Raw genomic sequence first — 22,813 nt, 5'->3', positions numbered from 1 at the left:
CTGCTGTCCGCCCTGGCGCTCGGCGCCGGGCAGGCCGTGATGCAGCCGGCGCTGGCCACGATGATCGTGTGGTGCTCCACGCCGTCCACCCGGACCCGTGCCTTCGCCCTGCAGTTCTTCATGCAGAACCTGGGCCTGGGCATCGGCGGGCTCATCGGCGGCCAGATCGTCGACGAGAGCCGGCCCGGCAGCTTCACGCTGCTGTTCGGCATCGAGGCCGTGATGTTCCTGGTGCTGGCCGGCGTGATCGCCACCGTGCGTCTTCCGCAGGTGCAGGGGTTCAAGGACGCCCGGCCCAAGGACACGGTGCAGGCGGGCGGCGGCTGGAAGCGGCTGCTCCGGCACAAGGCCATGGTGCAGCTGTGCGTGCTGGGCTTCGTGGTGTTCTTCGCCTGCTACGGACAGTTCGAGTCGGGTCTGGCCGCCTTCGGTACCGAGGCCGCCGGGATCTCCCCGTCCACGCTCGGTTTCGCGCTCGCGGCCAACACCGGTGCGATCGTCGTCGCGCAGTTCGTGGTGCTCCGTCTGGTCGAGAAGCGCCGCCGGTCCCGTGTGATCGCGCTCGTCGGTCTGATCTGGACCGTTGCATGGGTCATCGCCGGGTTCTCCGGTCTGGGGCACGGCAGCGCCATGATGGCCGCGGCTGCGTTCATCACCACCTACGCGCTCTTCGGCATCGGCGAGGCCATGCTGTCGCCGACCCTGGCGCCGCTGGTGGCCGACCTGGCTCCCGAGGGCTCGGTGGGCCAGTACAACTCGGCCTTCGCGCTGGTCAAGCAGATGGCGCTGGCGCTGGGTCCGCTCGGGGTGCCGCTCGGCGCGGGCGTGCCGATGCTCTACATCGGCGTCTTCGTGCTCGTGTCGCTGGGGATCGCCGCTCTGGCGCTGCGGCTCGGCAGGCGGCTGAGCCCGGCGCAGGACAACCCGTGGCTGACGAGTCGGGTCGTGGCGCAGGGCGGTCCGGTCGTGGCGGCCAAGGCCGTCGCCGGCGCGGAGCCCGTGAGCGCGTAGGGCGCGTAGGCGTGGGCACTCATATACGTACGTGTGAGTGAATCGATGTGCGGAAGGCCCCGGTCCTAGTGGACCGGGGCCTTCCGCACGTTCGGCCGCTACTTGTCCGGCAGGGCGAACTCGCACCAGACGGCCTTGCCGCCGCCCGGGGTGCGGCGGGATCCCCACGAGGAGGCGATGGTGGCGATGATCGAGATGCCGCGGCCGGTCTCGTCGCCCGGCTCGGCGCGCCGGCGGCGCGGGAGGTGGTCGTCCCCGTCGGTGACCTCGATGATCAGGCGGCGGTCGGTGCGCCGCAGGCGCAGGCGCATCGGCGGGGTGCCGTGCTGGAGGGAGTTCGCGACGAGCTCGCTGGCGGCCAGGACGCCGAGGTCGCACAGCTCGACCGGGAAGCGCCAGGAGGCGAGGACTCCCTGGGCGAAGGCGCGGGCGCGCGGGGCCGCCTCGATGCCGCCGAGGAGTTCCAGGGCGGCGTTGTGGAAGAGCTCGGCGTCCGCGCCGGTGCGGGCGGGCTGCTGGAGGACCATCACGGCGACGTCGTCGTCGTGGTCGGCGTCCACGCCGAGGGCGCGCATCAGGCGGTCGCAGATGACGGCCGGGGTGCCCTGGGCGCCGGAGAGGGCACGTTCCAGGGCGGCGACGCCCTCGTCGATGTCCTCGCCGCGGCGCTCGACCAGGCCGTCGGTGTAGAGGACGGCGGTGGAGCCGGGGCCGAGGGCGATGGTTCCCGAGGTGTGCAGCCAGCCGCCGGTGCCGAGCGGTGGGCCGGTGGGGTCGGCGGCTCTGCGTACGGTGCCGTCCTCGTCGCGGACCAGGATCGGGAGGTGGCCGGCGGAGGCGTACGCGAGGAGGCCCTCGTTGGGATCGTGGACGGCGTACACGCAGGTGGCGATCTGGCTGGCGTCGATCTCGGCGGCGAGGCCGTCGAGGAGCTGGAGCACCTCGTGCGGGGGCAGGTCGAGGCGCGCGTAGGCGCGTACGGCGGTGCGCAGCTGGCCCATGACGGCGGCGGCGCGGACTCCGCGGCCCATGACGTCGCCGATGACGAGGGCGGTGCGGCCGGCTCCGAGGGTGATGACGTCGTACCAGTCGCCGCCGACGGCGGCCTCGGTGCCGCCGGGCTGGTAGGTGGCGGCGATGCGGAGGTCGTCGGGCTGTTCCAGTTCCTGCGGGAGCAGGGAGCGCTGGAGGGTGACGGCGGCCTCGCGCTGGCGCCGTTCGCTGGCGCGGAGCCGCTCGACGGCCTCGGCGTGGTCGGTGACGTCGGCGAGGTGGATGAGGACGCCGGCGTGGTGGACCTCCGCCACGGTGCCGGCTTCGGCCTCCGTGTCGGTGCTGGTCTTGGCCTTGGGGAACTCGACCGGGGTGCAGGTGACGGTGTACGAGTGGGCGCCGCCGGGTGCGGTGCGGTTCTTGGCGGTACGGGACTTGCCGCTGCGCTGGACCTGGTCGAGGAGCGGCAGGAGGCCGAGCTCGCCGAGTTCGGGGAGGGCTTCGTGGGCGGGGGCGCCGGGGGTGCGGACGCCGAAGCCGGCGGTGTAGGCGTCGTTGACGTACGCGACGCGGTGCTCGGGGCCGTGGACGAGGGCGACCAGGGCGGGGAGCCGGCCGAGGACCTCGCGTACGGAGAGCTCGTCGAGGGACGGGACGGCGGTGAGGACGCCGGTCCGACGGCCTGTGGTCGTGCCGCCGGCGGGACCGGTGCCGCTGCCGGTGCCCGTGCCGCTGCCCGATCCGCCGCCCGTGGCCGTGCCGGTTCCGGAGACCGTGGGGTCGGCGGGCTGGCCGTCGGCGGCGGGCGTGGGCCGCTCGGTTCCGGGGTCGGCGCGGCCGCCGCGGGCTGCCGGGACCGCGCCTTCACCCCGCTTGGCCTGGGCGGCGGCGTGTTCGGTCCGGGCGGCGGCGCGGCGCTGCGTTCCGGGAAACCGGGCGCTCCAGCGCGTGAAGTTCACTGCGTTCAAGCCTCGTGGTGTCGCGAGTGGTCGCTGTGTCGCTCGTGGGCGGTCGCTGACTGGACGATGTCACTCTGTGCAGGGGTGAGCCCACCTATGGTCACACGTCCAGTGTGGCCGACCGCACTGACAACGTCAGCCCTGGCCGTTCTTCGGGGGGTTGGGGGCGGGGGGCGGGGGAGGGGTCTTGGGGCCGCCACCTGCGGCCAGTTCGAATTCTGCCCTGGGATGTTCGAGGGACCCCAGGGAGACGATCTCACGCTTGAAGAGGCCGGAGAGGGTCCATTCGGAGAGCACGCGCATTTTGCGGTTGAAGCTGGGGACGCGGCTGAGGTGGTAGGCGCGGTGCATGAACCAGGCCGGGTAGGCCTTGAGCTTGCGGCCGTAGATGTGGGCGACGCCCTTGTGGAGGCCGAGGGAGGCGACCGAACCGGCGTACTTGTGTGCGTACTCGGTCAGGACCTCGCCGCGCAGGGCGGCGAGGAGGTTGTCGGCGAGGACCTTGGCCTGGCGGACGGCGTGCTGCGCGTTGGGGGCGCATTCGCGGCCCTTCTCGGCCGCCGTGATGTCGGGGACGGCGGCGGCGTCGCCCGCGGACCAGGCGTGCTCGACTCCTTCGACGGTGAGGAAGGAGGTGCAGGCCAGGCGGCCGCGCTCGTTCTTGGGGAGGTCGGAGGCGGCCAGGATGGGGTGCGGTTTGACTCCGGCGGTCCACACGACGGTGCGGGTGGGGAAGCGGGCGCCGTCGCTGAGGACGGCGACGCGGTTCTCGCAGGATTCGAGCCGGGTCTCCAGCCGGACGTCGATGTTGCGGCGGCGCAGTTCGCGGACCGTGTAGACGCCCATCTCGGGGCCGACCTCGGGGAGGATCCGGTCGCTCGCCTCGACGAGGACCCATTTCATGTCTTCGGGCTTGATGTTGTGGTAGTACCGCGCCGCGTAGCGGGCCATGTCCTCCAGCTCGCCGAGGGCTTCGACGCCCGCGAAGCCGCCGCCGACGAAGACGAAGGTGAGCGCGGCGTCGCGGAGGGCGGGATCGCGGGTGGAGGAGGCGATGTCCATCTGCTCGATGACGTGGTTGCGCAGGCCGATGGCCTCTTCCACGGTCTTGAACCCGATGCCGTAGTCGGCGAGTCCCGGGACGGGGAGGGTGCGGGAGATGGAGCCGGGGGCGAGGACGAGTTCGTCGTACTCCATCTCGACGGGACCGGTGCCCTCGTCGGCGGTGGCGAGGGTGGCGACGGTCACGGTCCGTTTGGAGTGGTCGATGCGCTGAGCCTCGCCGATGACGATCCGGCACTTGCCGAGGACGCGGCGCAGGGGGACCACGACGTGGCGGGGGGAGATGGCGCCGGCGGCGGCTTCGGGGAGGAAGGGCTGGTACGTCATGTAGGGCTCGGCGGTGACCACCGTGACCTCAGCTTCGCCGGCTCTCAGCTTTCGCTGGAGCCGGAGCGCCGTATACATGCCGACGTAGCCGCCGCCGACGATCAGGATGCGCGTACGGGGCGGGGTACCGGGGGCCGTGCCCCGGGAGTTAGCAGCCTTCACCATCCCATGACGCAACGTGGCCGGGAGTTTGTCCACAGGCCCGACAAATTGTGTGACCGGAGGTGGCGGTGGGGCGGGGTGGAAGAGGACGTTCGGTGTGGGCGTAAATGTGCAGGTCAGGGTGCGGGGAACGGCAGATTCCGGGGGTATGGAACGGAAAAGTGGGGGTGAATGCTCCGATCGGGCGGTGGTCCGTCCGGGGCTGCCCCTTCTGAATTGACTCTGGCTCAACTATGTTCGTATCTCGTCGAGGAGTAGTACGACCGGGCCCGAGACCGTGGCCCCCTCGACGTGAAGGCGGGGAGTGTCTCCGGGGGGAGACAAATGATTACCGGGGGAAACATATGAACATTTCCGATTTCCATGGTTCTGCGTCCGCTCTCTCGGTCGAGAGCAACGGTCGCGCGCTCGCGGGCGGCACCACGCACGGCGTAGGCCGGTCCACGCCGCTGCGCGTGGACGCCCAGCGCAACCTGGAGCACGTGCTGCGGGCGGCCCGCGAGGTCTTCGGCGAGCTGGGCTACGGGGCTCCGATGGAGGACGTGGCGCGGCGCGCCCGGGTCGGGGTCGGCACCGTGTACCGGCGCTTCCCGAGCAAGGACGTCCTCGTCCGGCGGATAGCCGAAGAGGAGACCGCCCGGCTGACCGAGCAGGCCAGGACCGCGCTGGGCCAGGAGGAGGAGCCGTGGCAGGCGCTGTCGCGCTTCCTGCGCACCTCCGTGGCCTCGGGCGCCGGGCGGCTGCTGCCGCCGCAGGTGCTGCGGGTCGGCGCGGCGAGCGAGGACGGGGCCGAGGAAGCGGAGGCGGCGCGGGTTCCGCAGCAGCGCCAGGCCGTCGCGGCAACCGGTTCCCCCGAGCTGCGGGTCGTGGGCGCGCGCAGTGCGGCCGAGGACGAGCCCTCGGACGACGCGGGTGCGGGTGCGCTGCTGGAGGTCGTCGGCCGGCTGGTGCACCGCGCACGGGAGGCCGGTGAGCTGCGTACCGACGTCACGGTGGCCGATGTACTGCTGGTGATAGCGACGGCGGCGCCCGCGCTGCCCGACCCGGCGCAGCAGGCGGCGGCTTCGACCCGGCTGCTCGACATCCTGCTCGAGGGGCTGCGGTCCCGCACGGTGTGACCTCTGCGGGTCGGCATCGGCTCGGCGCCCCGTCGGCGCCGGGCGGATGCCGGGCGGATGCCGGGCGGCTGGTGCGGGCGTTGGCTGGGCTTGTCCAAGGGCGCGCTTCTCAAAGGGCCTGCCTATCGAAGGGTGCACTTCTCGAAGGGCGCGCTCTCGGACGTCGGGCCCTCTCATCGCCGCGCCTCTCATCGCCGGGCTCTTGAGTCGTGGGGCTCTTGAGTCGTCGGGGCGTTCGCACGTCGGGGCGACAGTAGGGCGATTCGCCGAATTGTGCCCGGACGAGTGGATGGCGCGCAGAGGGGTTCGACGCGCGTCCGCCGTGTGACACGCTTGATCGGTGTACCGGTTGAGTGTGTCGTGCGGGGGCTTCCGCAATGAGCGTTGACGGGCGGGAAGAACCACACGGTGGCGCCGGCAGCGAGGTCGAGGCGGGCGGCCTGCCCGCACGGCAGGTGCCGGCCCAGCGCGAACGGAGCGGGCGCCACGCACGCCACTCGGGCTCTTCCGGACCCGGCGGCATCGGGAGTGAAGTCCCTCCGGCCGACGCCGACTTGATCGCCCGCATGCGGGGCGGGGACGACGGTGCGTACGAGGAGCTGTTCCGTCGCCACGCCGATGCCGTACGGCGCTACGCGCGGACCTGCTGTCGCGACGGGCACACCGCCGACGACCTGACCGCCGAGGTGTTCGCGCGGACCCTGCAGGCGGTACGGGGCGGGGCCGGGCCGGACCAGTCGGTGCGGGCCTACCTGCTGACGACCGTACGCAGGGTTGCCGCGGCCTGGGCCAAGACGGCCAAGCGGGAGCACCTCGTCGAGGACTTCGCCGTCTTCGCGGAGCAGGCGGCCACGGGCTCGGAGGGCGGAGCCGGGATCTCTGGCCTGTCGGGGGACGACACGCTCGAACTGGGCGCGGACGTACGGGCGATGCACGAGGCCGAGCAGTCGCTGGCCATGCAGGCCTTCCGCAGCCTGCCCGAGCGGTGGCAGGCCGTGCTGTGGCACACCACCGTCGAGGAGGCGTCGCCAAGCTCGATCGCCCCGCTGTTCGGGCTCAGCGCCAACGCGACCGCGGTGCTGGCCAGTCGTGCCCGGGAGGGGCTCAAGCAGGCCTATCTCCAGGCCCACGTGAGTGCGGCGCTGAGCGCGGGCGGCGACTGCGCGCGGTATTCGGACCGGCTGGGCGCCTATGCGCGGGGTGGGCTGCGGATGCGGGCGGAGCGGGGGCTGCGCCAGCACCTTGAGGAGTGCGTGAAGTGCCGGCTGGCGGCCGGGGAGCTCAAGGACGTCAATGCGGGGATCCCCGCGCTGCTTCCGGTCGCGGTCATCGGGTGGTTCGCCGCCGGGTACGCGGCCAAGGCCGCCGGGGTGGTGGCGGGTGGAGCCGTTGCCGCGGGCGGGGCCGGGGCCGCGGCCGCCGCCTCCGGTGGGTCGACCGCGGGAGCCGGGGCGGCCGGGGCCGGGGCCTCGGGTGGTGCCGCGGGCGCGGCCGGTGCCGGTGCCGGTGCCGGTGGCGGAGCCGCCGGGACGGGTGCCGGGGGCGGGGCCGGGGGCGCCCTGGCTTCCGAGGGGCTCGGGCTGCCGGCCAAGGCCGCCATCGCGGCCGGGATCGCGGTGGCCGCGGCCGCCGGGGTGGTGTTCGCCCTCGCCGGGGACGATGCCGAACCGCAGGCCCGGGCGAAGCCCGCGCCCGCTGTGGCGGCGCCGGCCGTGCCGGAGGCTCCCGCCTCCCCTACGGCGGAGCCGAGCCCGCCCGGGGAGGAGCCGCCGCGCCCGCGGGGCTCCGTACGGCCGACGCAGGGACCGACGCCGACGCCTTCGGCTCCGGCCTCCGCTGCTCCCGCGGTCCCTTCGCCGTCCTCGTCCCCGTCACCGTCGCCCTCGCCGAGCCGGGAGAAGCCTTCGCCCGCGCCGTCGCCGAGCAGGACCTCGGCGAAGCCGACCCCGCCGCCGTCGAAGCCGCCGCAGGGGTTCCAGCTGGCCCGGCTCGCGCACTCGGCCTACGGGGACCACCGCGGTCCCGAGGTGCAGACCTGGCGCAGCAGCTGGGTGTGGCAGCGCTGGGGGCTGGAGGTGGGCGGCCGCCGGTTCTCGCAGGGCATCACCGTGAACTCGCGGTCCTCGGTGGAGATCGCCCTCAACCGGCAGTGCACGAGCTTCTCGGCGCAAGCCGGGGTGGACGGCCTGCCGATCTTCACCGACGGTTCGGTGCGGTTCTCCGTGTACGGCGACGGGCAGCGGCTGTGGCAGTCCGCCGACCTCGGCCACGAGGACCCGCCGGTGGGCGTGCAGGTGTCCCTCGCCGGGCGCAAGACGCTGCGGCTGGTGGTGGAGAAGGCCGGGCCGGGCAGCCTGCCGACGCTGGCGAGCTGGGCCGACGCCGTGATCAGTTGCCGGTGATCAGTTTGGCGGTGATCAGTTTGGTGGTGAGCGTCGCGGTGAGTGCCGTGGCGAGTTCGGCCGGGGTGAGCGCGGCCCCGGTGGACTCCTCCCTGGCGTAGCGGGCCGGGCCGAGCAGGGCGCGGGTCCGTTCCGGGAGCCTTTCCACGGCGCCGCTCTCGGGGACCGAGCGCGGATGGCCCGCACGCCAGGCGGTGGCCGCCGCGAGGGCCCGTACGGCCTCGGCGGGCCGGCCGTCGTCGGCCAGCATCACGGCGGCGGCCTCGGCCATCCCGGCCAGGAAGCGCTCGGCGCAGCGGGCGGTGACGGCGGCGGCGAGACCGGGCCCGATCTTTGCCAGGCCGGCTGCCGGGCCCTGTTCGTGGGAGGTGAGGACGGCGTCGATGCTGTCCAGCTCGGCGGTGAACTGTGCGGGCACGGTGATCCGTACGGATTCGGCGCGGGCCCGCTCGCACTCGCTCCGGGCCGATGCGAGGTCGCCGCGCTCGAGGGCGAGCAGGGCGGAGAGGAGCCGGGCGAAACTGCTGACGTCGTGCACCCCGCCGTGGCGGCCGGACTCCTGGTCGGCGTCGGCCAGGAGGCGTTCGGCTTCGTCGAAGTCACCGGCGCAGTAGGCGGCTCCGGCGATCCGGGCGAGGGCGAAGGGCGCCTCGGTGTGGGCCCCGACCTCGCGGGCGAGGCGCAGGCACTCCTCGTACTCGGTGCGGGCCTCGGCGTACCGGCCGCGCAAGAGGGCGACCTCCCCGGCGGCGCCCGCCACCTGGGCGCGGGTCCAGCGGTCGCCGACGCGGTGGGCGATCTCGTGGAGTTCGGCGAGGTCGGCGTCGACGGTGGGCAGGCCGCCGATGACGTCGATGGCGACGTGGGTGCGGAGCATGAGGACCACACCGAGTTCCCAGTCACCCTCGTGGCGGCGGCAGTTGGCGACGGACTCGTCGAGGCGGAGGTGGAAGTCGAGGGGACTGCCGACGAGGAAGGCGGTGGTGGGCCAGAGCATCCCGGGGAAGAGGGTGGTCTCGGGGGATCCGTGGCGGAAGGTCTCGCGGATGCGGGTGGCGAGGGCGCGGTACTCGGGGGTGCGGAACTTCTCCGCGGAGTTGCTCTCCGCGAGCAGGAACATGCAGAGGACCTGGAGGCGCATGTAGCGCCAGTACGCGGGCGAGCCCTCGGGCGGTTCGGCGGGGGTGAGGGCGAGGATGCGGGTGGTCCACTCGGCGCCCTCGGCGCGGTAGTTGCGCAGCCACCAGAACCAGCCGAGGGCGAAGGCGAGGCGCTGGGCGATCTGCGCGCCGGCATCGGTCTCGGCTTCGGTGTCGGTTTCGGTGTCGGTGTCGGTCCTTTCGGCGACTGCGGTGTCGAGGGCGGTGCGGAGGTTGTCGAGCTCGGTCTCGACGCGCCGGATCCAGGGGAGCTGGGCGGCGGAGCGGATCAGGGGATCGGCCTCTTCGGCGAAGGCGAGGTAGTGGGAGGTGTGGCGGCGGGCGGTGGTCCGGGCGTCGGCCGGGTGGGCGGCGGCGCGCTCGGCGGCGTACTCGTGGATGGTTTCGAGCATGCGGTAGCGCATGCCGTGGCCGGCGTCCGGTTCGGCCAGGACGAGGGATTTGTCGACGAGGGAGCCGAGGACGTCGGCGGTGTCGTAGGACGGGTCGGCGCAGACGGCCTCGGCGGCGGCGAGGTCACAGCCGCCGGCGAAGACGGACAGACGGCGCAGGACGGTGCGTTCGGGCTCGTCCAGAAGGTCCCACGACCAGTCGACGACGGCCCGCAGGGTCTGCTGCCGGGGCAGGACCGTACGCGCACCGCTGGTCAGCAGCCGGAAACGGTCGTCGAGCCGGTCGGCGATCTGGCGCGGGGTGAGCAGCCGCAGGCGGGCGGCGGCCAGCTCGATGGCGAGCGGCAGACCGTCCAGACGCCGGCAGATCTCGGCCGCCGCGGCCGGATCGTCGTCCACCGTGAAGTCGGGGCGGGGCTGCCGCCCCACGATCACCGAGCAACCGCAGCGCCACGGGATCCGGCAGCGGCTCCACCGGGCGCAGCGACTCCCCCGGCACGCCCAGGGGCTCACGGCTGGTGGCCAGGATCTGCACGCCCGGGCAGCGCGCCAGGAGCTCCTCCGCCAGCTCGGCGGCCGCACCGATCACGTGCTCGCAGTTGTCGAGGACGAGGAGCAGGCTGCGGTGGGCGCAGTGTTCGACGAGCTGGGTGGTGGGGTCGGCAGCGGCGGTGTTCTCGCGGGCGACGAGGGAGTTCTCGCGCAGGCCGAGCGCGCTGAGGACGGCGCCGGGCACGGCCGCGGGATGGTCGAGGCGGGCGAGTTCGACGATCCAGCCGGCTTCGGGGTGCGCGGCGGCCGCGTGTTCGGCGAGACGGGTCTTCCCGGAACCGCCGGGGCCGGTGAGGGTGACGAGGCGCAGCCGGGCCAGGTCCTCGCGCAGGGCGGCGAGTTCGGGCTCGCGACCGACGAAGGAGGTCAGCCGGGGCCGGAGATTCCCACGGGGCGCCTCTGGCGGAGGCTGCGGGTACGGAGCCTGCGGCTGCGCGGGCGCGGACTGCGGGAACTGCACGGGCCCGGACTGCGGGTGCGTGGGCGAGGGCGGCCCGGGCTGCGCAGGCGTGGGCTGGATGCGATCCGTGTGCGGCTGCGGGTGCGAGTGCGCAGGATCGGGCCCCGGCTCTGGCCGCGCGGAATGCGAGGGCGCGGGCTGCGGGAACTGCACGGGCCCGGACTGCGGGAACTGCACGGGCCCGGACTGCGGGTGCGCGGGCCAGGGCCCCAGCTCTAGCTGCCCGGGCGCAAGTGCCGACTCCTCGTACACGGGCCCGGACTGCGGGAACTGCGCGGGCGCGGACTGTGGGGGCTGTGGACTGGGGGTGGGGTTGAGGAGTTGGGTGTGGAGGGTGGTGAGTTCGGGGCCGGGGGTGGTGCCCAGGGCGTTGGCCAGGGTGCGGCGCGTGCGTTCGTAGGCGGCCAGGGCGTCGGCGGGGCGGCCGGCGGCGCGCAGGGCGCGGAGTTGCTGGGCGCGCAGTGGTTCGTCGTACGGGGACGCGCGGATCAGCGCCTCGATCTCCGGCAGGAGTGCGGCCGGGGCGGTGGCGCCGCTGCGCAGGTCCGCCTCGATGCGGTCGCGGAGGGCGGCGGAGCGGCGGGCCTCGGGGCCGGCGGCGTGCCCCGTGCGGGCCGGTTCGGGGAGGTCGGCGAGGGCGGGCCCGCGCCAGAGGGAGAGGGCGGTGCGGAGGGTGCGGGCGGCGGCGGCCTGGTCGGTGGCCAGCTCCCGGCCGCCCTGGGCCGCCAGCCGGGTGAACCGGTGCAGGTCTACGTCGTCCGGGGCGGCGGCCAGCCGGTAGCCGCCGGCGGGGTCGGCGGTGACGGTGTCCCGGCCGCCGAGCGCGCGGCGCAGCCGGGCGACGAGGGCTTGGAGGGCGGCGGGCGCGTCCTGGGGCGGGTCGTCGCCCCAGACGTCGTCGACGAGTTCGGCGACGGAGGTCCGGCGGCCCGCGCGCAGGGCGAGGGCGGCGAGGAGCGCGCGCAGGCGGACGCCGGCCGTCGGGAGGGGGGCGCCGGTCTCGTCGCGCGCCTCGGTCACACCAAGGATGAGATACCGCACCCGCCAATTCTGCCCCGCATCCGGGCTCAGGTGATCGAAGTGTCTCCGTTCGCCTCGAGCAGGGTGCGCAGGGCCTCGGCGACCGTGGCGCAGGTGGCGGGGTCGAGCGGGGCGAGCAGCTCGGCGTAGTGGCTGAGGTGATCGGTGATCAGCGACTCGGTGAGCGCGAGGCTCTGTTCCGTGAGGCGGATGCGGACCGAGCGGCGGTCCTGCCCGTCCCGGACCCGTTCGACCAGGCCCTTGGCCTCCATGCGGTCGATGCGGTTGGTGATCGCGCCCGAGGTCACCATGGCGGCCGGGATGAGGGCGCCGGCGGTGAGCGCGTACGGGGGTCCGGACCGGCGGAGGGTGAAGAGGATGTCGAGCTCGCCCACCTCCAGGTCCCGTTCGGCCGCGAAGGCCTTGAGGTGCCGGTCGATGATCCGGTTCATCCGCTGGACGCGGGCCAGCACCTCGACGGGCCACAGGCCGGCCACCAGCTCGGGGCGCTCGGCCGCCCACTGGCCGACGATCGCGTCCACTGCGTCACTCATGTCGCGTCCTCATCCTCGTGCGTTTTCTGGTTCCGCTCACGCCCCCCGAGAAGGATATCTCAATGTTGAGACACTTGACGTTAAGAGGACTGCCCTGCTTTTATCTCAACGTTGAGATTCTGAGCCTTGAGATGGATCGGAGTGGGCGCCACCATGACCACGACCACGAGCACCTCCCCGAGCACGAGCACAAGCACAAGCACAAACACGAGCACGACCACGACCACTCCCACCGCCAACCGGCCCGGTCTGGTCCCCGTCCTCTGGCTGGCACTGCTGGCCACGCCCGTCGCCGCCGCAGCCAACGCACCCGTCCTGATCCTTCCGGACATGGCCGGCTCCCTCGGGGTGGGCACCTCGACCGCCGCCTGGCTCGTCGCCGCCTTCGCCTGGGCCATGGCCGTCTCCGTCCCCTTGCTGGCCGGCCTGCTGCGCCGCCGCGGCCTGGCGCCGGTGCTCCGGCTGTCCAGCGCCCTCCTGCTCGGCGGAACGCTCCTCGTCGCCGCGTCCCCCTGGCTCCCCGTGACCCTCCTCGGGCGGGCCGCGCAGGCCGCCGGCGGCGCCGGCCTGGTGGCGGCCGCCATGAGCCTGGCCGGCTCGGCCCGCCGGATGGGCGTCATCAGCGCGGGCTTCGGCATGCTCGGCGCGACCGGCCCGCTCCTCGGCGCCCAGCTCTCGCACGCCGTGTCGTGGCGGCTCTCGCTCTCGGTGTCCCTGGTCTCCCTGCTGGCGGTGCCCGCGGTGAGCAAGTACGCGACGGCGACGGCCCCGACGGCCGCCCCGCAGGGCAGGTTCGACGCTCGCGGCGCCGCGCTGCTGACGGTGCTGGCCACGGCCCTGGTCCTGCTGCCCCACGCCCCGGCCGTCGCCCTCGGCTCCGCGGCCCTCACCGCCGCGCTGCTCGCGCTCCACATACGGCGGCGCCCCGAGGGCTTCGTCCCGGCCGCGCTGATCCGCAGGCCCCTCTTCCTCGGCTCCGCGCTGCTGGCGCTCGCGCTGTCGACCTCGTACTTCACCCTGCTGTTCGCCGTACCCCGGCTGCTCTCGGACCGCGCGGGCTGGGACACCGGCGCGGCCGGGGCCGGTCAGCTCGTGGCGCTGCTCACCGGCTCCGCGCTCTCCTGGCTGCTGGCGGCGGGCTCGGCGCGCATGGGGCGGGTGGCCGTACGCACGGTGCTGGTCGGGATCGGCACCCTGGCGGCGCTGGTCGCGGTCTTCGCGAGCCACGGACCGCTGCTGCTGCTCGCCACCCTGGGCGGTGTGTTCGGCGCCACCGGCGCCAACGCCGTGCTGTCGACGCACGCGGCGTCGAGCGTCCCCGACGCCCAGCGCCCCACGGCCATCGGCCTGTTCACCCTCTGCTACCAGCTCGGCGGCGCCTTCGGCCCGGCCATCGCGACCGCCCTGGTCCTCGGCTCCTGAACCACGGCAGCCGGGCCAGGGCCTCGGGCCGGCAGCGTCACGACAGCGCCGGGCGGTGCACCGGGACCCCCTCCGGCACCGCCCGCCGGCGCGCCGCCGAGGTCCCCGTCCAGCAGGTGCCGCGGCGGGCCAGCAGCCGGCGCAGCCACAATTCCATCGAGACGAGCTCCGCCAGCCCGTCCAGCGGGACCGGCCGGCCGTCCGCCGCGTCGAGCAGGGCCTGGCGCACCACCCGGGCCTCGATCAGGCCGGCGTCCGCGAGCAGCGGGGAGGCGAAGAGCGACAGCAGCTCGTCCAGGGCGGCGCGCAGCCCCAGCCGGGTCGCCGTCTCGTTCGGGGTGTGGGCCGTGGCGCCCCAGCCCGGCGGGAGCTCGCGCACTCCGGCCGAGGCCAGGACGCTGCGCAGGATCTCCGCCCGGGCCCCGGGCTGGACGCGCAGGGACTCGGGCAGGGCGCGGGCGGCCCGTACGACCTGGTTGTCCAGGAAGGGGGCGTGCAGGCGCTGGCTGCGGACCTCCACGGCCTGTTCGAACACCCGGTGGTCGGCGGCGTGCCGGGCCAGCAGCGAACGGGCCCGGGCCTCCCCGGGCCGCAGCGACAGCGGCGGCCGGCCGGCCGCGACCGTCAGCCGGATCGATACTTCCGCCAGGGCCTCGCCCGTGAGCCAGCCGGCCGCAGGTCCCGGCCGGGCCCAGGTCAGGGCGGCGAGGGAAGCGTCCACCGGACCGGAGGCGCGCTCGGTGACCCCGCCCTCGCGGAGCCGGGCCGCGGCGGCTTCCATGCCCGCACGGTACGTCGTACGGGCGAGTCTGCGGGCCGCCGCGTACACGGTGAGCGGCACCAGCAGCGACTCCCCGGAGGCTCCGGAGGCGGAGGCCGAGCGGGCCAGCGCCGCCACCGGGCGCAACAGATGGCGCCGGCGGCGGTCCATCAGGAGGTCGGCCATGCGGGCCGGGTGGGCGTCGAGGACCTGGCGGGCGCCGTGGCCGGTGAAGTGGTCGGCCGAGCCGGCGGCCAGTCTTCGCCGCTCGCGGGCGGCGAAGACGAGGGAGGGGCCGGGTTCGTCGGTGAGCGGGCCGTCGAGTTCGGCGTACGGGAGGGCTTCCCCGGCGGCGGCCACCACGACGTGGTGCAGGCGCGGGTCGGCGGCGATGGCCCGGGCCCGTTCCAGTTCGGCCTCGCGCCCCTGCGGGGTGGCCAGGTCGTTGAAGGTGACCGCCAGCAGCCGCGCCCCGGCGGGGCTCAGCAGGGTGCCCGGGGCCCCCGGCAGGCCGGCCGCCAGCAGGGCGAGGGTCGCGGAGGCGCTGCCGCCGGAGAGGTCGGCGCCCACCCCGGGAGCCGGGGCGCCGCGGGCCGCGCGCCGGTCGGCGGGGCCCATTCCGGGCACGGGGCCGGGATCGTACGGCGGCAGCGTGTCGGGAGCATGGCGGGGAGCCGTGAGCCGGGCGCGCACCGCGTCCACCAACGCTTCCCGTACGCCCTCCACCGCGCGCTCGGCATCGGCCTCCGGGGCGGCCACCGCGAGCGAGGCGACCTGTTCGTAGCCGGTGCTCTCGCGGGAGCCCTCGCGCAGGATGAGCGCGTGCCCGGGCGGGATGCGCCGCACCCCGGCGTACGGTGTGCCGTCGCCCAGTGCCTCCGGGCTGTCGGGGCAGGCCAGCAGGGCGGCGAGATGGCCGATGTCGAGCTGCGCCTCGATGAGGTCGGCGAGCGGGAGGGCGGCGGTGGCGTACGCCGTGCCGCTCGCCCAGGGGGTGTAGAAGACGGGGCGCGCGCCGGCGAGGTCGCCGACGACGGTGATGCGGCGGCCGGCCTGCACGACGGCGGTGTAGCTGCCGGACCACTGGGTGAGGTGGCGCAGGGCTCCGCCGCGGGCGGCGTAGAGGGCCCTCCTCAGCTCGGCGTCGGTCGCGCCGCAGCAGCCGAGGACGGCGAGCCGGGTGAAGGGGTCGGCGGGGTCCGCGGTGACCGTGCGGATCTCGTCGGGGCGCCAGTCGCCGACGGCCCAGAGGGGGTCGGGGTCGCCCCAGAGGAGCTGTGCGCCCACGGGGTGGACGGTGCGTTCGGCGTCCGCGCCGGGGTCGTCCGCGTGGGCCGCGTCCGCGAGGCCGCCGCGCAGCGGGGCGCCCGCGTCGCCGTAGCCGCCCTGGCCGTAGCCGCCCTGGCCGTAGCCGCCCTGGCCGTAGCCGCCCTGGCCGGAGGCACCCTGGCCGGAGGCGTGCCCCGAGCCGTGGCCGGCGACCCGGCCGGCCGTGCCGAAGCTCGCGGCGATACTGCTCCAACCCACCAACCAGCGCACCGCCGCCTCCCCAGCCTGTGGGCACATGACCGGGGCACGGGCAGCACGGTCAGCGCTGAGGGCGCGGCCGGCGGGACCCCGGATGGCTCGGGTCCATGCTGCCACGGGACAGGCGTGCGAGAGTGGTTAAAGGGGGCGCACATGCAAACGAACACGCCCCGGCCACGCGGTATTTGGCGTTCCGTTCCCACCGCCCCATAGGTCGCTTTCAGCCATTCTTCGGCTGCTGGGAGAGCCGTCCCGGGCCGCCGGAGCGCGGTGCGCGGGCGCGGTCCGGGAGGCGGAATCCGCCCCCCGGACCGTTCCGCCACCCGCGGGGATTGAGGTAGCGGCATCCCCCGGCCCGACCGATCCGCGCAGCGGGCCGACCCACGCACCGCAATCGAATCGCCGGGCCCCCGGCCCGGCCAGAGCGCACGGGCGGGCGCACGGCCACACGGACGGAGCACGCGATGACACGTGCGCCCCGGCACCGGGCCCGGACCGGACTGTGCAAACGGACAACAATCCCGCCATACGGAAGTAAGGGCCTTAACGCTTGGGAGGCGGGGAACTACGCTGGGTTTACGAAATGCCGGGCGCCTATGCCCCGGCGGCGTATGCGTTCCGCGTGTGACGAGGGGTGGCGCATGTCCAGGGAGCTCCGCGAGCCCAATGAGAAGCTCGGCGCCGTCCTCGCCCTCGCGGGCATCAGCAACGCCGGGCTGGCCCGGCGGGTCAACGACCTCGGCGCACAGCGCGGCCTGACGCTTCGGTACGACAAGACGTCGGTGGCCCGGTGGGTGTCGAAGGGGATGGTGCCGCAGGGCGCCGCCCCGCATCTGATCGCCGCCGCCATCGGCGCGAAACTGGGGCGGCCGGTGCCGCTGCACGAGATCGGCCTGGCGGACGCGGACCCCGCGCCCGAGGTCGGCCTGGCCTTCCCGCGCGACGTGGGCGCGGCGGTGCGCTCGGCCACCGACCTCTACCGGCTCGACCTCGCCGGGCGGCGCGGCGGTGGCGGGATCTGGCAGTCGCTCGCGGGCTCCTTCTCGGTGGCGGCGTACGCGACGCCCGCCTCGCGTTGGCTGATATCTCCCGCCGACGGCTCGGTGGCGCGGGAACCGGCGGGTACGGGCCCCGGCCCGGCGGCCCACGGCCCCGGCACGCACGGCCCGGCGGCGCAGAGCCCCGTCACTGCTGCCACCCCCTCGGCTCACGACGTGGCGACGCCCGAGACGCCGGCCTCGGCGCCGGCGCACGAGGCGACGGCACCCGCTCCCAGGCCCTCCCCGGAGGGCCGCACGACCGGACCGGCAACGGGCCCGATGGCAGGCCCGGCGCCGGGCCCGCCGTCCACCGTTGTGCCCGCGCAGCCCGGCGCCGAAACGCAGCGCGACCACGGGCAGCGCGTGGGCCACAGCGATGTGACGAAGCTGCGCGAGGCCGCCGAGGACGCGCGCCGCTGGGACTCCAAGTACGGCGGCGGGGACTGGCGTTCGTCGATGGTGCCCGAGTGCCTGCGGGTGGACGCGGCGCCGCTGCTGCTCGGCTCGTACACCGACGAGGTGGGCCGCGCCCTGTTCGGCGCGACCGCCGAACTGACCCGGCTGGCCGGGTGGATGGCCTTCGACACCGGCCAGCAGGAGGCCGCCCAGCGCTACTACATCCAGGCGCTGCGGCTCGCCCGCGCGGCCGCGGACGTACCGCTCGGCGGCTACGTGCTGGCCTCGATGTCCCTGCAGGCGACCTACCGGGACTTCCCTGACGAGGGCGTGGACCTCGCGCAGGCGGCCGTCGAGCGCAACCGCGGCCTGGCCACCGCCCGCACCATGAGCTTCTTCCGGCTGGTCGAGGCGCGGGCGCACGCGAAGGCGGGCGATTCGGCGGCCGCCGGAGCGGCGCTGCGGGCGGCGGAGGGGTGGCTGGAGCGGTCCCGGGAAGGCGATCCGGATCCGACCTGGCTGGGTTTCTACTCGTACGACCGTTTCGCGGCGGATGCGGCAGAATGCTACCGCGACCTCAAACTCCCCGGGCAAGTACGGCGCTTCACCGAGCAGGCGCTGTCCCGGCCCACCGAGGAGTACGTACGCTCGCACGGGCTGCGGCTGGTGGTCAGCGCGGTCGCCGAACTGGAGTCGGGCAATCTCGACGCGGCCTGCGCGGCGGGCACCCGGGCGGTGGAGGTGGCGGGCAGGATCTCCTCGGCGCGGACGACCGAATACGTACGGGACCTGCTGCACCGGCTGGAACCGTACGGGGACGAGCCGCGCGTCGCGGAGCTGCGCGAGCGGGCCCGGCCGCTGCTGGTGACGCCGGCGTAGGACCAGAGGGAAGGCGGGCCCGGGACCCGCGTGGCCTCGTTGTCGGTGCCGGGGTGCAGTATGCAGGGGTGGGAGGTGTCAGCGTGGGCGGCGGCGTGGGCGTGGACTGCGATGTGCTGGTGATCGGCGGCGGGATCGTCGGTCTGTCGACGGCGCACGCCTTGTCGAGCCTGGCTCCGGGGACCAAGGTGGTCGTCCTGGAGAAGGAACCGGGCCCGGCCCGGCACCAGACCGGCCGCAACAGCGGCGTGATCCACAGCGGGATCTACTACCGCCCGGGATCGCTGAAGGCGCGCTTCGCGGTGAGCGGCGCCGCCGAGATGGTCAAGTTCTGCGCGGAGCACGGGATTCCGCACGAGGTGACGGGCAAGCTGATCGTCGCCACGGAGCGGGAGGAGCTGCCGCGCCTGCACGCCCTGGTCCAGCGCGGCCGGGAGAACGGCATCCCGGTGCGCGAGCTGGGCCCGGCGCAGATCACCGAGTACGAGCCGGAGGTCCGGGGCCTGGCCGCGATCCACGTCGGCAGCACCGGGATCGTCGACTACGGCCGGGTGAGCGCCCAGCTGGCGGAGTCCTCGGGCGCGGAGATCGTCTACGGCGGCGCGGTCGACCTGATCTCCCGCCGCGCGTCGGCCGTCGCGGTCCGCACCACGTCGGGCCTGGTGGTCCGGGCGCGGGTGCTGGTGAACTGCGCGGGCCTGCAGTGCGACCGGATCGCCCGCCTGGCCGGGGACGACCCGGGCATGCGGATCATCCCCTTCCGGGGCGAGTACTACGACCTGGCCCGTCCGGACCTGGTCCGCGGGCTGGTCTACCCGGTGCCCGACCCGGCGTTCCCCTTCCTCGGGGTCCACCTCACCCGGGGCATCGGCGGCGGGGTCCACGTCGGGCCCAACGCCGTGCCCGCGCTGGCCCGCGAGGGCTACGGCTGGTCGACGGTGCGGCCCCGCGACATCGCGGACGAGCTCGCCTGGCCGGGATCCTGGCGGATGGCCGCACGGCACTGGCGGTACGGCACGGGCGAGATCCACCGCTCGCTGTCCAAGCGGGCCTTCACCCGGGCGGTACGGCGCCTGCTGCCGGCCGTCACCGCGGCGGACCTCCGGCCGGCGGCGGCCGGGGTCCGGGCGCAGGCCGTCCTGCGGGACGGGACGCTGGTCGACGACTTCCTGATCCGCGACGCCCCGCGGACGGTCCACGTGCTGAACGCGCCCTCGCCCGCGGCTACCGCGTCGCTCCCGATCGGCCGGGAGATCGCCTCCCGAGCCCTTCGAACCCTCGGCTCGACCTGAGCGGTGCCGGGCCCGGGCCACCGGACCCCGTACGTGCGCCGCGCGCCCGTGCCCTCAAACGCCGGGCGCGCTGAAGAACAGCGCGCGGGTCCGGGGCGGAGCCCCAGCAGCGTCGGCGCACCGGCCCCCCGTCGTAGAATCACGGCATTGTGTCTGAGTCCCTGAATCCCCAGCCGCCCAGCCTCCCGGACGCCGCGCCGGAGGCGAGTTCGTACGTGCCGCCCAAGTGGCGGACCGAGCCCCGCTTCCCCGACGGGCCCTCGCCGGATCCGGCCGGTTCGCACCACGAGCGGCGGATCCGGAGCTTCCAGCCCCGGCGCAGCCGGGTCACCACCGGTCAGGGCGAGGCCCTGAAGCGCCTCTGGGGCACCTGGGGCCTGGACATCGACGGCCACGAGGTCATCGACCTGAAGGCGATGTTCGACGGCCTCCCCGTCGTCCTGGAGATCGGCTTCGGCATGGGCGAGGCCACCGCGCAGATGGCTGCCGAAGACCCCGGCACCGGGATCCTCGCCGCCGACGTGCACACCCCCGGGCAGGGCAACCTCCTCGCCCTCGCCGAGCGGGGCGGGCTCAGCAACGTCCGCGTGGCCAACGGCGACGCGATCATCCTGCTCCGCGAGATGCTGCCGCCCGACTCCCTCGACGGGATCCGCGTGTACTTCCCGGACCCCTGGCCCAAGGCCCGCCACCACAAGCGCCGGCTGATCCAGCCCGAGTTCCTCACGCTGGCCGCCACCCGCCTCGCTCCCGGGGCGGTGCTGCACTGCGCGACCGACTGGGAGCCGTACGCCGAGCAGATGCTCGAAGTCCTGACCGCGCACCCGGACTTCGAGAACACGCAGGCCGACGGCGGCTACTCCCCGCGCCCCGCGTTCCGGCCGCTCACCCGCTTCGAGGGCCAGGGTCTCGACAAGGGCCACGTCGTACACGACTTGCTCTTCCGTCGCACGGAGAACTGACAACGTCACCGCGCGTGTCAGACCGGCTCGCTAGGGTCATGGTGTGTTCCGAGCGCTCCGTCCTGTGCTCGCACGTCCGTCGGGCACGGTCCGCACGTGCGTGCTCCTCGCCCTGCTCGCCGTCACCGGCATCGCAATCCTCGAACTCGTGCGGGAGCAGACCGGCACCCCCGGCTTCCTGGTCGGTCTCGGCCTGGCCCTGTTACCGGTGCCGCCGCTCATGGCGGCCTTCCGGTGGCTCGGCCGGGCCGCGCCCGCGCCCTGGCCGCAGCTGCTGTTCTGTTTCGGCTGGGGTGCCTGCGCCGCGGCGCTGATCGCGATACTGGCCAACAACTTCGCCACCGAGTGGATAGCCGCGGCCACCGCCGACCCCTCCGGCGCCGATCACCTGGGCTCGGTGGCCGTCGCCCCGGTGGTGGAGGAGAGCGCCAAGGCCGCTGCCCTGCTCCTGGTGTTCGTGTTCCGCAGACGCCATTTCACCGGTCCCGCCGACGGATTCGTCGTGGCCGGATTCACCGCCACCGGCTTCGCCTTCACCGAGAACATCCTCTACCTCGGCAACGCCTACGGTGAGGACCTCGCCGAGGGCTCCGGCGTGCTGGAGTCGGTGACGGCGGCGACCTTCTTCGTCCGGATAGTGCTGTCGCCGTTCGCGCACCCGCTGTTCACGGTGCTCACCGGGCTCGGTTTCGGCGCGGCCGCGCTCAGCGTGCGCCGTTCCCGCAGGATCTGTCTGCCGCTGCTCGGCCTGGCGCCGGCCATGGGCATGCACGCGCTGTGGAACGGCTCCTCGCGGTTCGGGGACCACGGCTTCTACACGGTCTACGCCTTCGTGATGGTGCCGGCGTTCGGGCTGCTCGTGTGGCTGGCGGTGTGGATACGGCGCGGCCGGCTGCGGGTCGTGTCCGGGGAGCTTGCGGTGTACGCGGCCGCCGGCTGGATCGGCCCCGCCGAGGTGCCGGCGCTGGCTTCGATGCCGGCCCGGTCACTGGCCCGCGCCCTGGCCCGGCGCAGCGGGGGCCGTGCCGCCGGACGCGCGGTCGCCCGGTACGAGGCGGACGCGGCCGCCCTGGCCCTGCTGCGGAACCGGGCGCGCCGGGGCGGCCCGGTGTGGGAGCCGGACTTCGCGGGCCGGGAACGGGAGTTGCTGCACCGGCTCTGGCTGCGCCGTGCGGTGGCGGGCCCGGCGCTGGCCCGGGCGGCGGTCATGGAGGAGCTGCTTCCGCCGCGGTTCGACCCCTTGCGGGCCCCCTTGGCCGTCCCCGCCCCCGAGGCCGCGCTGCCCGCCGTACCCGTGCCGCGGCGGGCGGCGCCGGACCTCAGACGTTCAGGCCCTTGGACTCCAGCCACGCCAGCGGGTCCATCGTCGAGCCGCCCTTGCGTACTTCCAGGTGGAGATGAGGTCCGGTGACGTTACCGGTGGCGCCGACGCGGCCGATGGTCTCGCCGGCGCCGACCGTGCCCGAGGTGACGGACATCGAGGAGAGGTGGCAGTACCAGATCTCCGTGCCGTCCTCGAGCTGCAGCACGATCCGGTAGCCGTACGCGCCGGACCAGCCGGCCGAGGTGATCTTTCCGGCGGCCACCGCCTTGGCCGGGGTGCCGGTCGGGGCGGCGAAGTCGAGGCCGGTGTGGTGGCCGGATGACCACATGGAGCCCGAGGCCCCGTAGTGCGAGGTGAGGGTGTAGGCGGAGGTCGGCAGGGAGTAGCCGCCGGCCGATCTGGCGCGTTCCTGCTCGGCCTTGGCCTCGGCGGCCTTCTTCGCGGCCTCGGCCTCTTCCGCGGCCTTCGCCTCGGCCTGGGCCTTCGCCTCCTCGGCCGCCCGGCGGGCCTCCTCCAGCCTGTCCTTGGCCTCCTGGGCAGCGGCCTCCTGCGCGGCGCGCTCGGCGTCCGCCCGGACCTTCGCCTCGGCGGCGTCCTTCTGGGACTCGGCCTGCTGGAGGATGCGGTTGCGCAGCACCTCGCCGGCGTCGGCCGCGCCGCGGTCGCTCTGCTGCGCGATGATCCCCGTCCGCGCGGCCGCCTGGGCCGCAGACACGGAACCGCCGTCCGACTGCCGGGAGTCGCCGCCGGACATCAGGTCGGGCAGGTCGGGCAGATCGGGCATCGACGGCATGGATATCGCGACCTGGGGCCGGTCCTGCGCGTGGGCGATGCCGCCGGCGCCGACCGCCGCGATGACACCGACGCCGAGCACGGTGGAGCTGCGCGCAAGTCCCCCGCGCTGCTTGGCGACCCGATGCTTGCCGCGGACCGGACGGACCGAGTCCTCGGTGGGGTTCCACTCGCCCCAGGCGCCCGCGGTGGGCGGCTCCTGGATCTCGGTGCCTTCAGGGGCAGGCAAGTTGGAGGCCACCGGGGC

15 protein-coding genes (1 of these 15 running past the window's edge) are annotated in these 22,813 nt (G+C 74.5%); 8 read left to right on the top strand and 7 right to left on the bottom strand.

Annotated elements, in window-relative coordinates; genetic code table 11:
* On the top strand, positions 1-1,011 hold the 3' portion of the coding sequence (locus RIU97_RS21905; protein WP_404959268.1) for an MFS transporter. Its footprint begins 297 nt before the window's first position; 1,011 of the gene's 1,308 nt are visible here — the last part of the coding sequence; its start codon lies off the left edge, out of view; its stop codon occupies positions 1,009-1,011.
* Positions 1,012-1,109: 98 nt separating this feature from the next.
* Here RIU97_RS21905 and RIU97_RS21900 read toward each other — a convergent pair whose 3' ends face one another.
* Together RIU97_RS21900 and RIU97_RS21895 are read right to left on the bottom strand one after the other, a co-directional pair.
* Complete coding sequence (locus RIU97_RS21900; protein WP_404962897.1) at positions 1,110-2,963, bottom strand: SpoIIE family protein phosphatase; 1,854 nt, start codon at positions 2,961-2,963, stop codon at positions 1,110-1,112.
* Between the two features lie 135 nt (positions 2,964-3,098).
* Positions 3,099-4,517, bottom strand: coding sequence for an NAD(P)/FAD-dependent oxidoreductase (locus RIU97_RS21895; protein ID WP_404959266.1), 1,419 nt, complete (start codon positions 4,515-4,517; stop codon positions 3,099-3,101).
* 341 nt (positions 4,518-4,858) lie between these two features.
* Here RIU97_RS21895 and RIU97_RS21890 point away from each other — a divergent pair, with 341 nt between their 5' ends.
* Both RIU97_RS21890 and RIU97_RS21885 read left to right on the top strand, forming a co-directional pair.
* On the top strand, positions 4,859-5,632 hold the full coding sequence (locus RIU97_RS21890) for a TetR/AcrR family transcriptional regulator (protein WP_404959264.1): 774 nt from the start codon (positions 4,859-4,861) through the stop codon (positions 5,630-5,632).
* Positions 5,633-6,009: 377 nt separating this feature from the next.
* Positions 6,010-8,034: a sigma-70 family RNA polymerase sigma factor gene (locus tag RIU97_RS21885; RefSeq protein WP_404959262.1), complete on the top strand. Its 2,025-nt coding sequence runs from the start codon at positions 6,010-6,012 to the stop codon at positions 8,032-8,034.
* On the opposite strand, the gene RIU97_RS21880 is transcribed toward RIU97_RS21885, so the two are convergent.
* The 3 genes from RIU97_RS21880 to RIU97_RS21870 form a co-directional block, all read right to left on the bottom strand.
* Positions 8,021-8,911, bottom strand: a complete 891-nt coding sequence (locus RIU97_RS21880; RefSeq protein WP_404962896.1) for a tetratricopeptide repeat protein — start codon at positions 8,909-8,911, stop codon at positions 8,021-8,023. The genes RIU97_RS21885 and RIU97_RS21880 overlap by 14 nt on opposite strands.
* Before the next feature lie 799 nt (positions 8,912-9,710).
* Positions 9,711-11,639 carry a BTAD domain-containing putative transcriptional regulator gene (locus RIU97_RS21875; protein WP_404959260.1) on the bottom strand — a complete coding sequence of 643 codons (1,929 nt, stop codon included), beginning with the start codon at positions 11,637-11,639 and terminating at the stop codon, positions 9,711-9,713.
* A 26-nt stretch (positions 11,640-11,665) separates the two neighbouring features.
* The gene (locus RIU97_RS21870; protein ID WP_404959258.1) at positions 11,666-12,172 is read right to left on the bottom strand and encodes a MarR family winged helix-turn-helix transcriptional regulator; all 507 of its coding nucleotides are present in this window, start codon (positions 12,170-12,172) and stop codon (positions 11,666-11,668) included.
* A gap of 153 nt (positions 12,173-12,325) precedes the next feature.
* On the opposite strand from RIU97_RS21870, the gene RIU97_RS21865 reads away from it, so the two are divergent.
* Positions 12,326-13,594 carry an MFS transporter gene (locus RIU97_RS21865; RefSeq protein ID WP_404959256.1) on the top strand — a complete coding sequence of 423 codons (1,269 nt, stop codon included), beginning with the start codon at positions 12,326-12,328 and terminating at the stop codon, positions 13,592-13,594.
* 37 nt (positions 13,595-13,631) lie between these two features.
* Here the strand turns inward: RIU97_RS21865 and RIU97_RS21860 are convergent, their stop codons facing one another.
* On the bottom strand, positions 13,632-15,893 hold the full coding sequence (locus RIU97_RS21860) for an asparagine synthase-related protein (protein ID WP_404959254.1): 2,262 nt from the start codon (positions 15,891-15,893) through the stop codon (positions 13,632-13,634).
* A 629-nt stretch (positions 15,894-16,522) separates the two neighbouring features.
* On the opposite strand from RIU97_RS21860, the gene RIU97_RS21855 reads away from it, so the two are divergent.
* The 4 genes from RIU97_RS21855 to RIU97_RS21840 all read left to right on the top strand — a co-directional run bounded on the left by RIU97_RS21855 (position 16,523) and on the right by RIU97_RS21840 (position 21,861).
* Positions 16,523-18,196 (top strand): sporulation protein, encoded by a 1,674-nt coding sequence (locus tag RIU97_RS21855; RefSeq protein ID WP_404959252.1) that lies wholly within the window; start codon positions 16,523-16,525, stop codon positions 18,194-18,196.
* A gap of 53 nt (positions 18,197-18,249) precedes the next feature.
* Complete coding sequence (gene lhgO, locus RIU97_RS21850) at positions 18,250-19,488, top strand: L-2-hydroxyglutarate oxidase (RefSeq protein ID WP_404959250.1); 1,239 nt, start codon at positions 18,250-18,252, stop codon at positions 19,486-19,488.
* A gap of 149 nt (positions 19,489-19,637) precedes the next feature.
* A complete protein-coding gene (trmB, locus tag RIU97_RS21845) occupies positions 19,638-20,450 on the top strand; it encodes a tRNA (guanosine(46)-N7)-methyltransferase TrmB (protein WP_404959248.1) in 813 nt (270 codons plus the stop codon).
* A 43-nt stretch (positions 20,451-20,493) separates the two neighbouring features.
* On the top strand, positions 20,494-21,861 hold the full coding sequence (locus RIU97_RS21840) for a PrsW family glutamic-type intramembrane protease (RefSeq protein WP_404959246.1): 1,368 nt from the start codon (positions 20,494-20,496) through the stop codon (positions 21,859-21,861).
* Here the strand turns inward: RIU97_RS21840 and RIU97_RS21835 are convergent.
* Entirely contained in the window at positions 21,770-22,807 is a 1,038-nt protein-coding gene (locus RIU97_RS21835; RefSeq protein ID WP_404959244.1) for a M23 family metallopeptidase, read from the bottom strand. The genes RIU97_RS21840 and RIU97_RS21835 overlap by 92 nt on opposite strands.
* Positions 22,808-22,813: the final 6 nt, after the last annotated feature.

The sequence above is a fragment of the Streptomyces sp. 147326 genome (assembly GCF_045000215.1).
Classification (GTDB): Bacteria; Actinomycetota; Actinomycetes; order Streptomycetales; family Streptomycetaceae; genus Streptomyces.
This window is presented reverse-complemented; position numbering and strand designations above follow the sequence as displayed.

Coding starts and splice junctions, on each gene's coding strand:
- RIU97_RS21880 (WP_404962896.1), bottom strand. CDS start 8,911: ATGCTCCGCACCCACGTCGCCATCGACGTCATCGGCGGCCTGCCCACC.
- RIU97_RS21885 (WP_404959262.1), top strand. CDS start 6,010: ATGAGCGTTGACGGGCGGGAAGAACCACACGGTGGCGCCGGCAGCGAG.
- RIU97_RS21855 (WP_404959252.1), top strand. CDS start 16,523: ATGTCCAGGGAGCTCCGCGAGCCCAATGAGAAGCTCGGCGCCGTCCTC.
- RIU97_RS21870 (WP_404959258.1), bottom strand. CDS start 12,172: ATGAGTGACGCAGTGGACGCGATCGTCGGCCAGTGGGCGGCCGAGCGC.
- RIU97_RS21865 (WP_404959256.1), top strand. CDS start 12,326: ATGACCACGACCACGAGCACCTCCCCGAGCACGAGCACAAGCACAAGC.
- RIU97_RS21890 (WP_404959264.1), top strand. CDS start 4,859: ATGAACATTTCCGATTTCCATGGTTCTGCGTCCGCTCTCTCGGTCGAG.
- RIU97_RS21895 (WP_404959266.1), bottom strand. CDS start 4,517: ATGGTGAAGGCTGCTAACTCCCGGGGCACGGCCCCCGGTACCCCGCCC.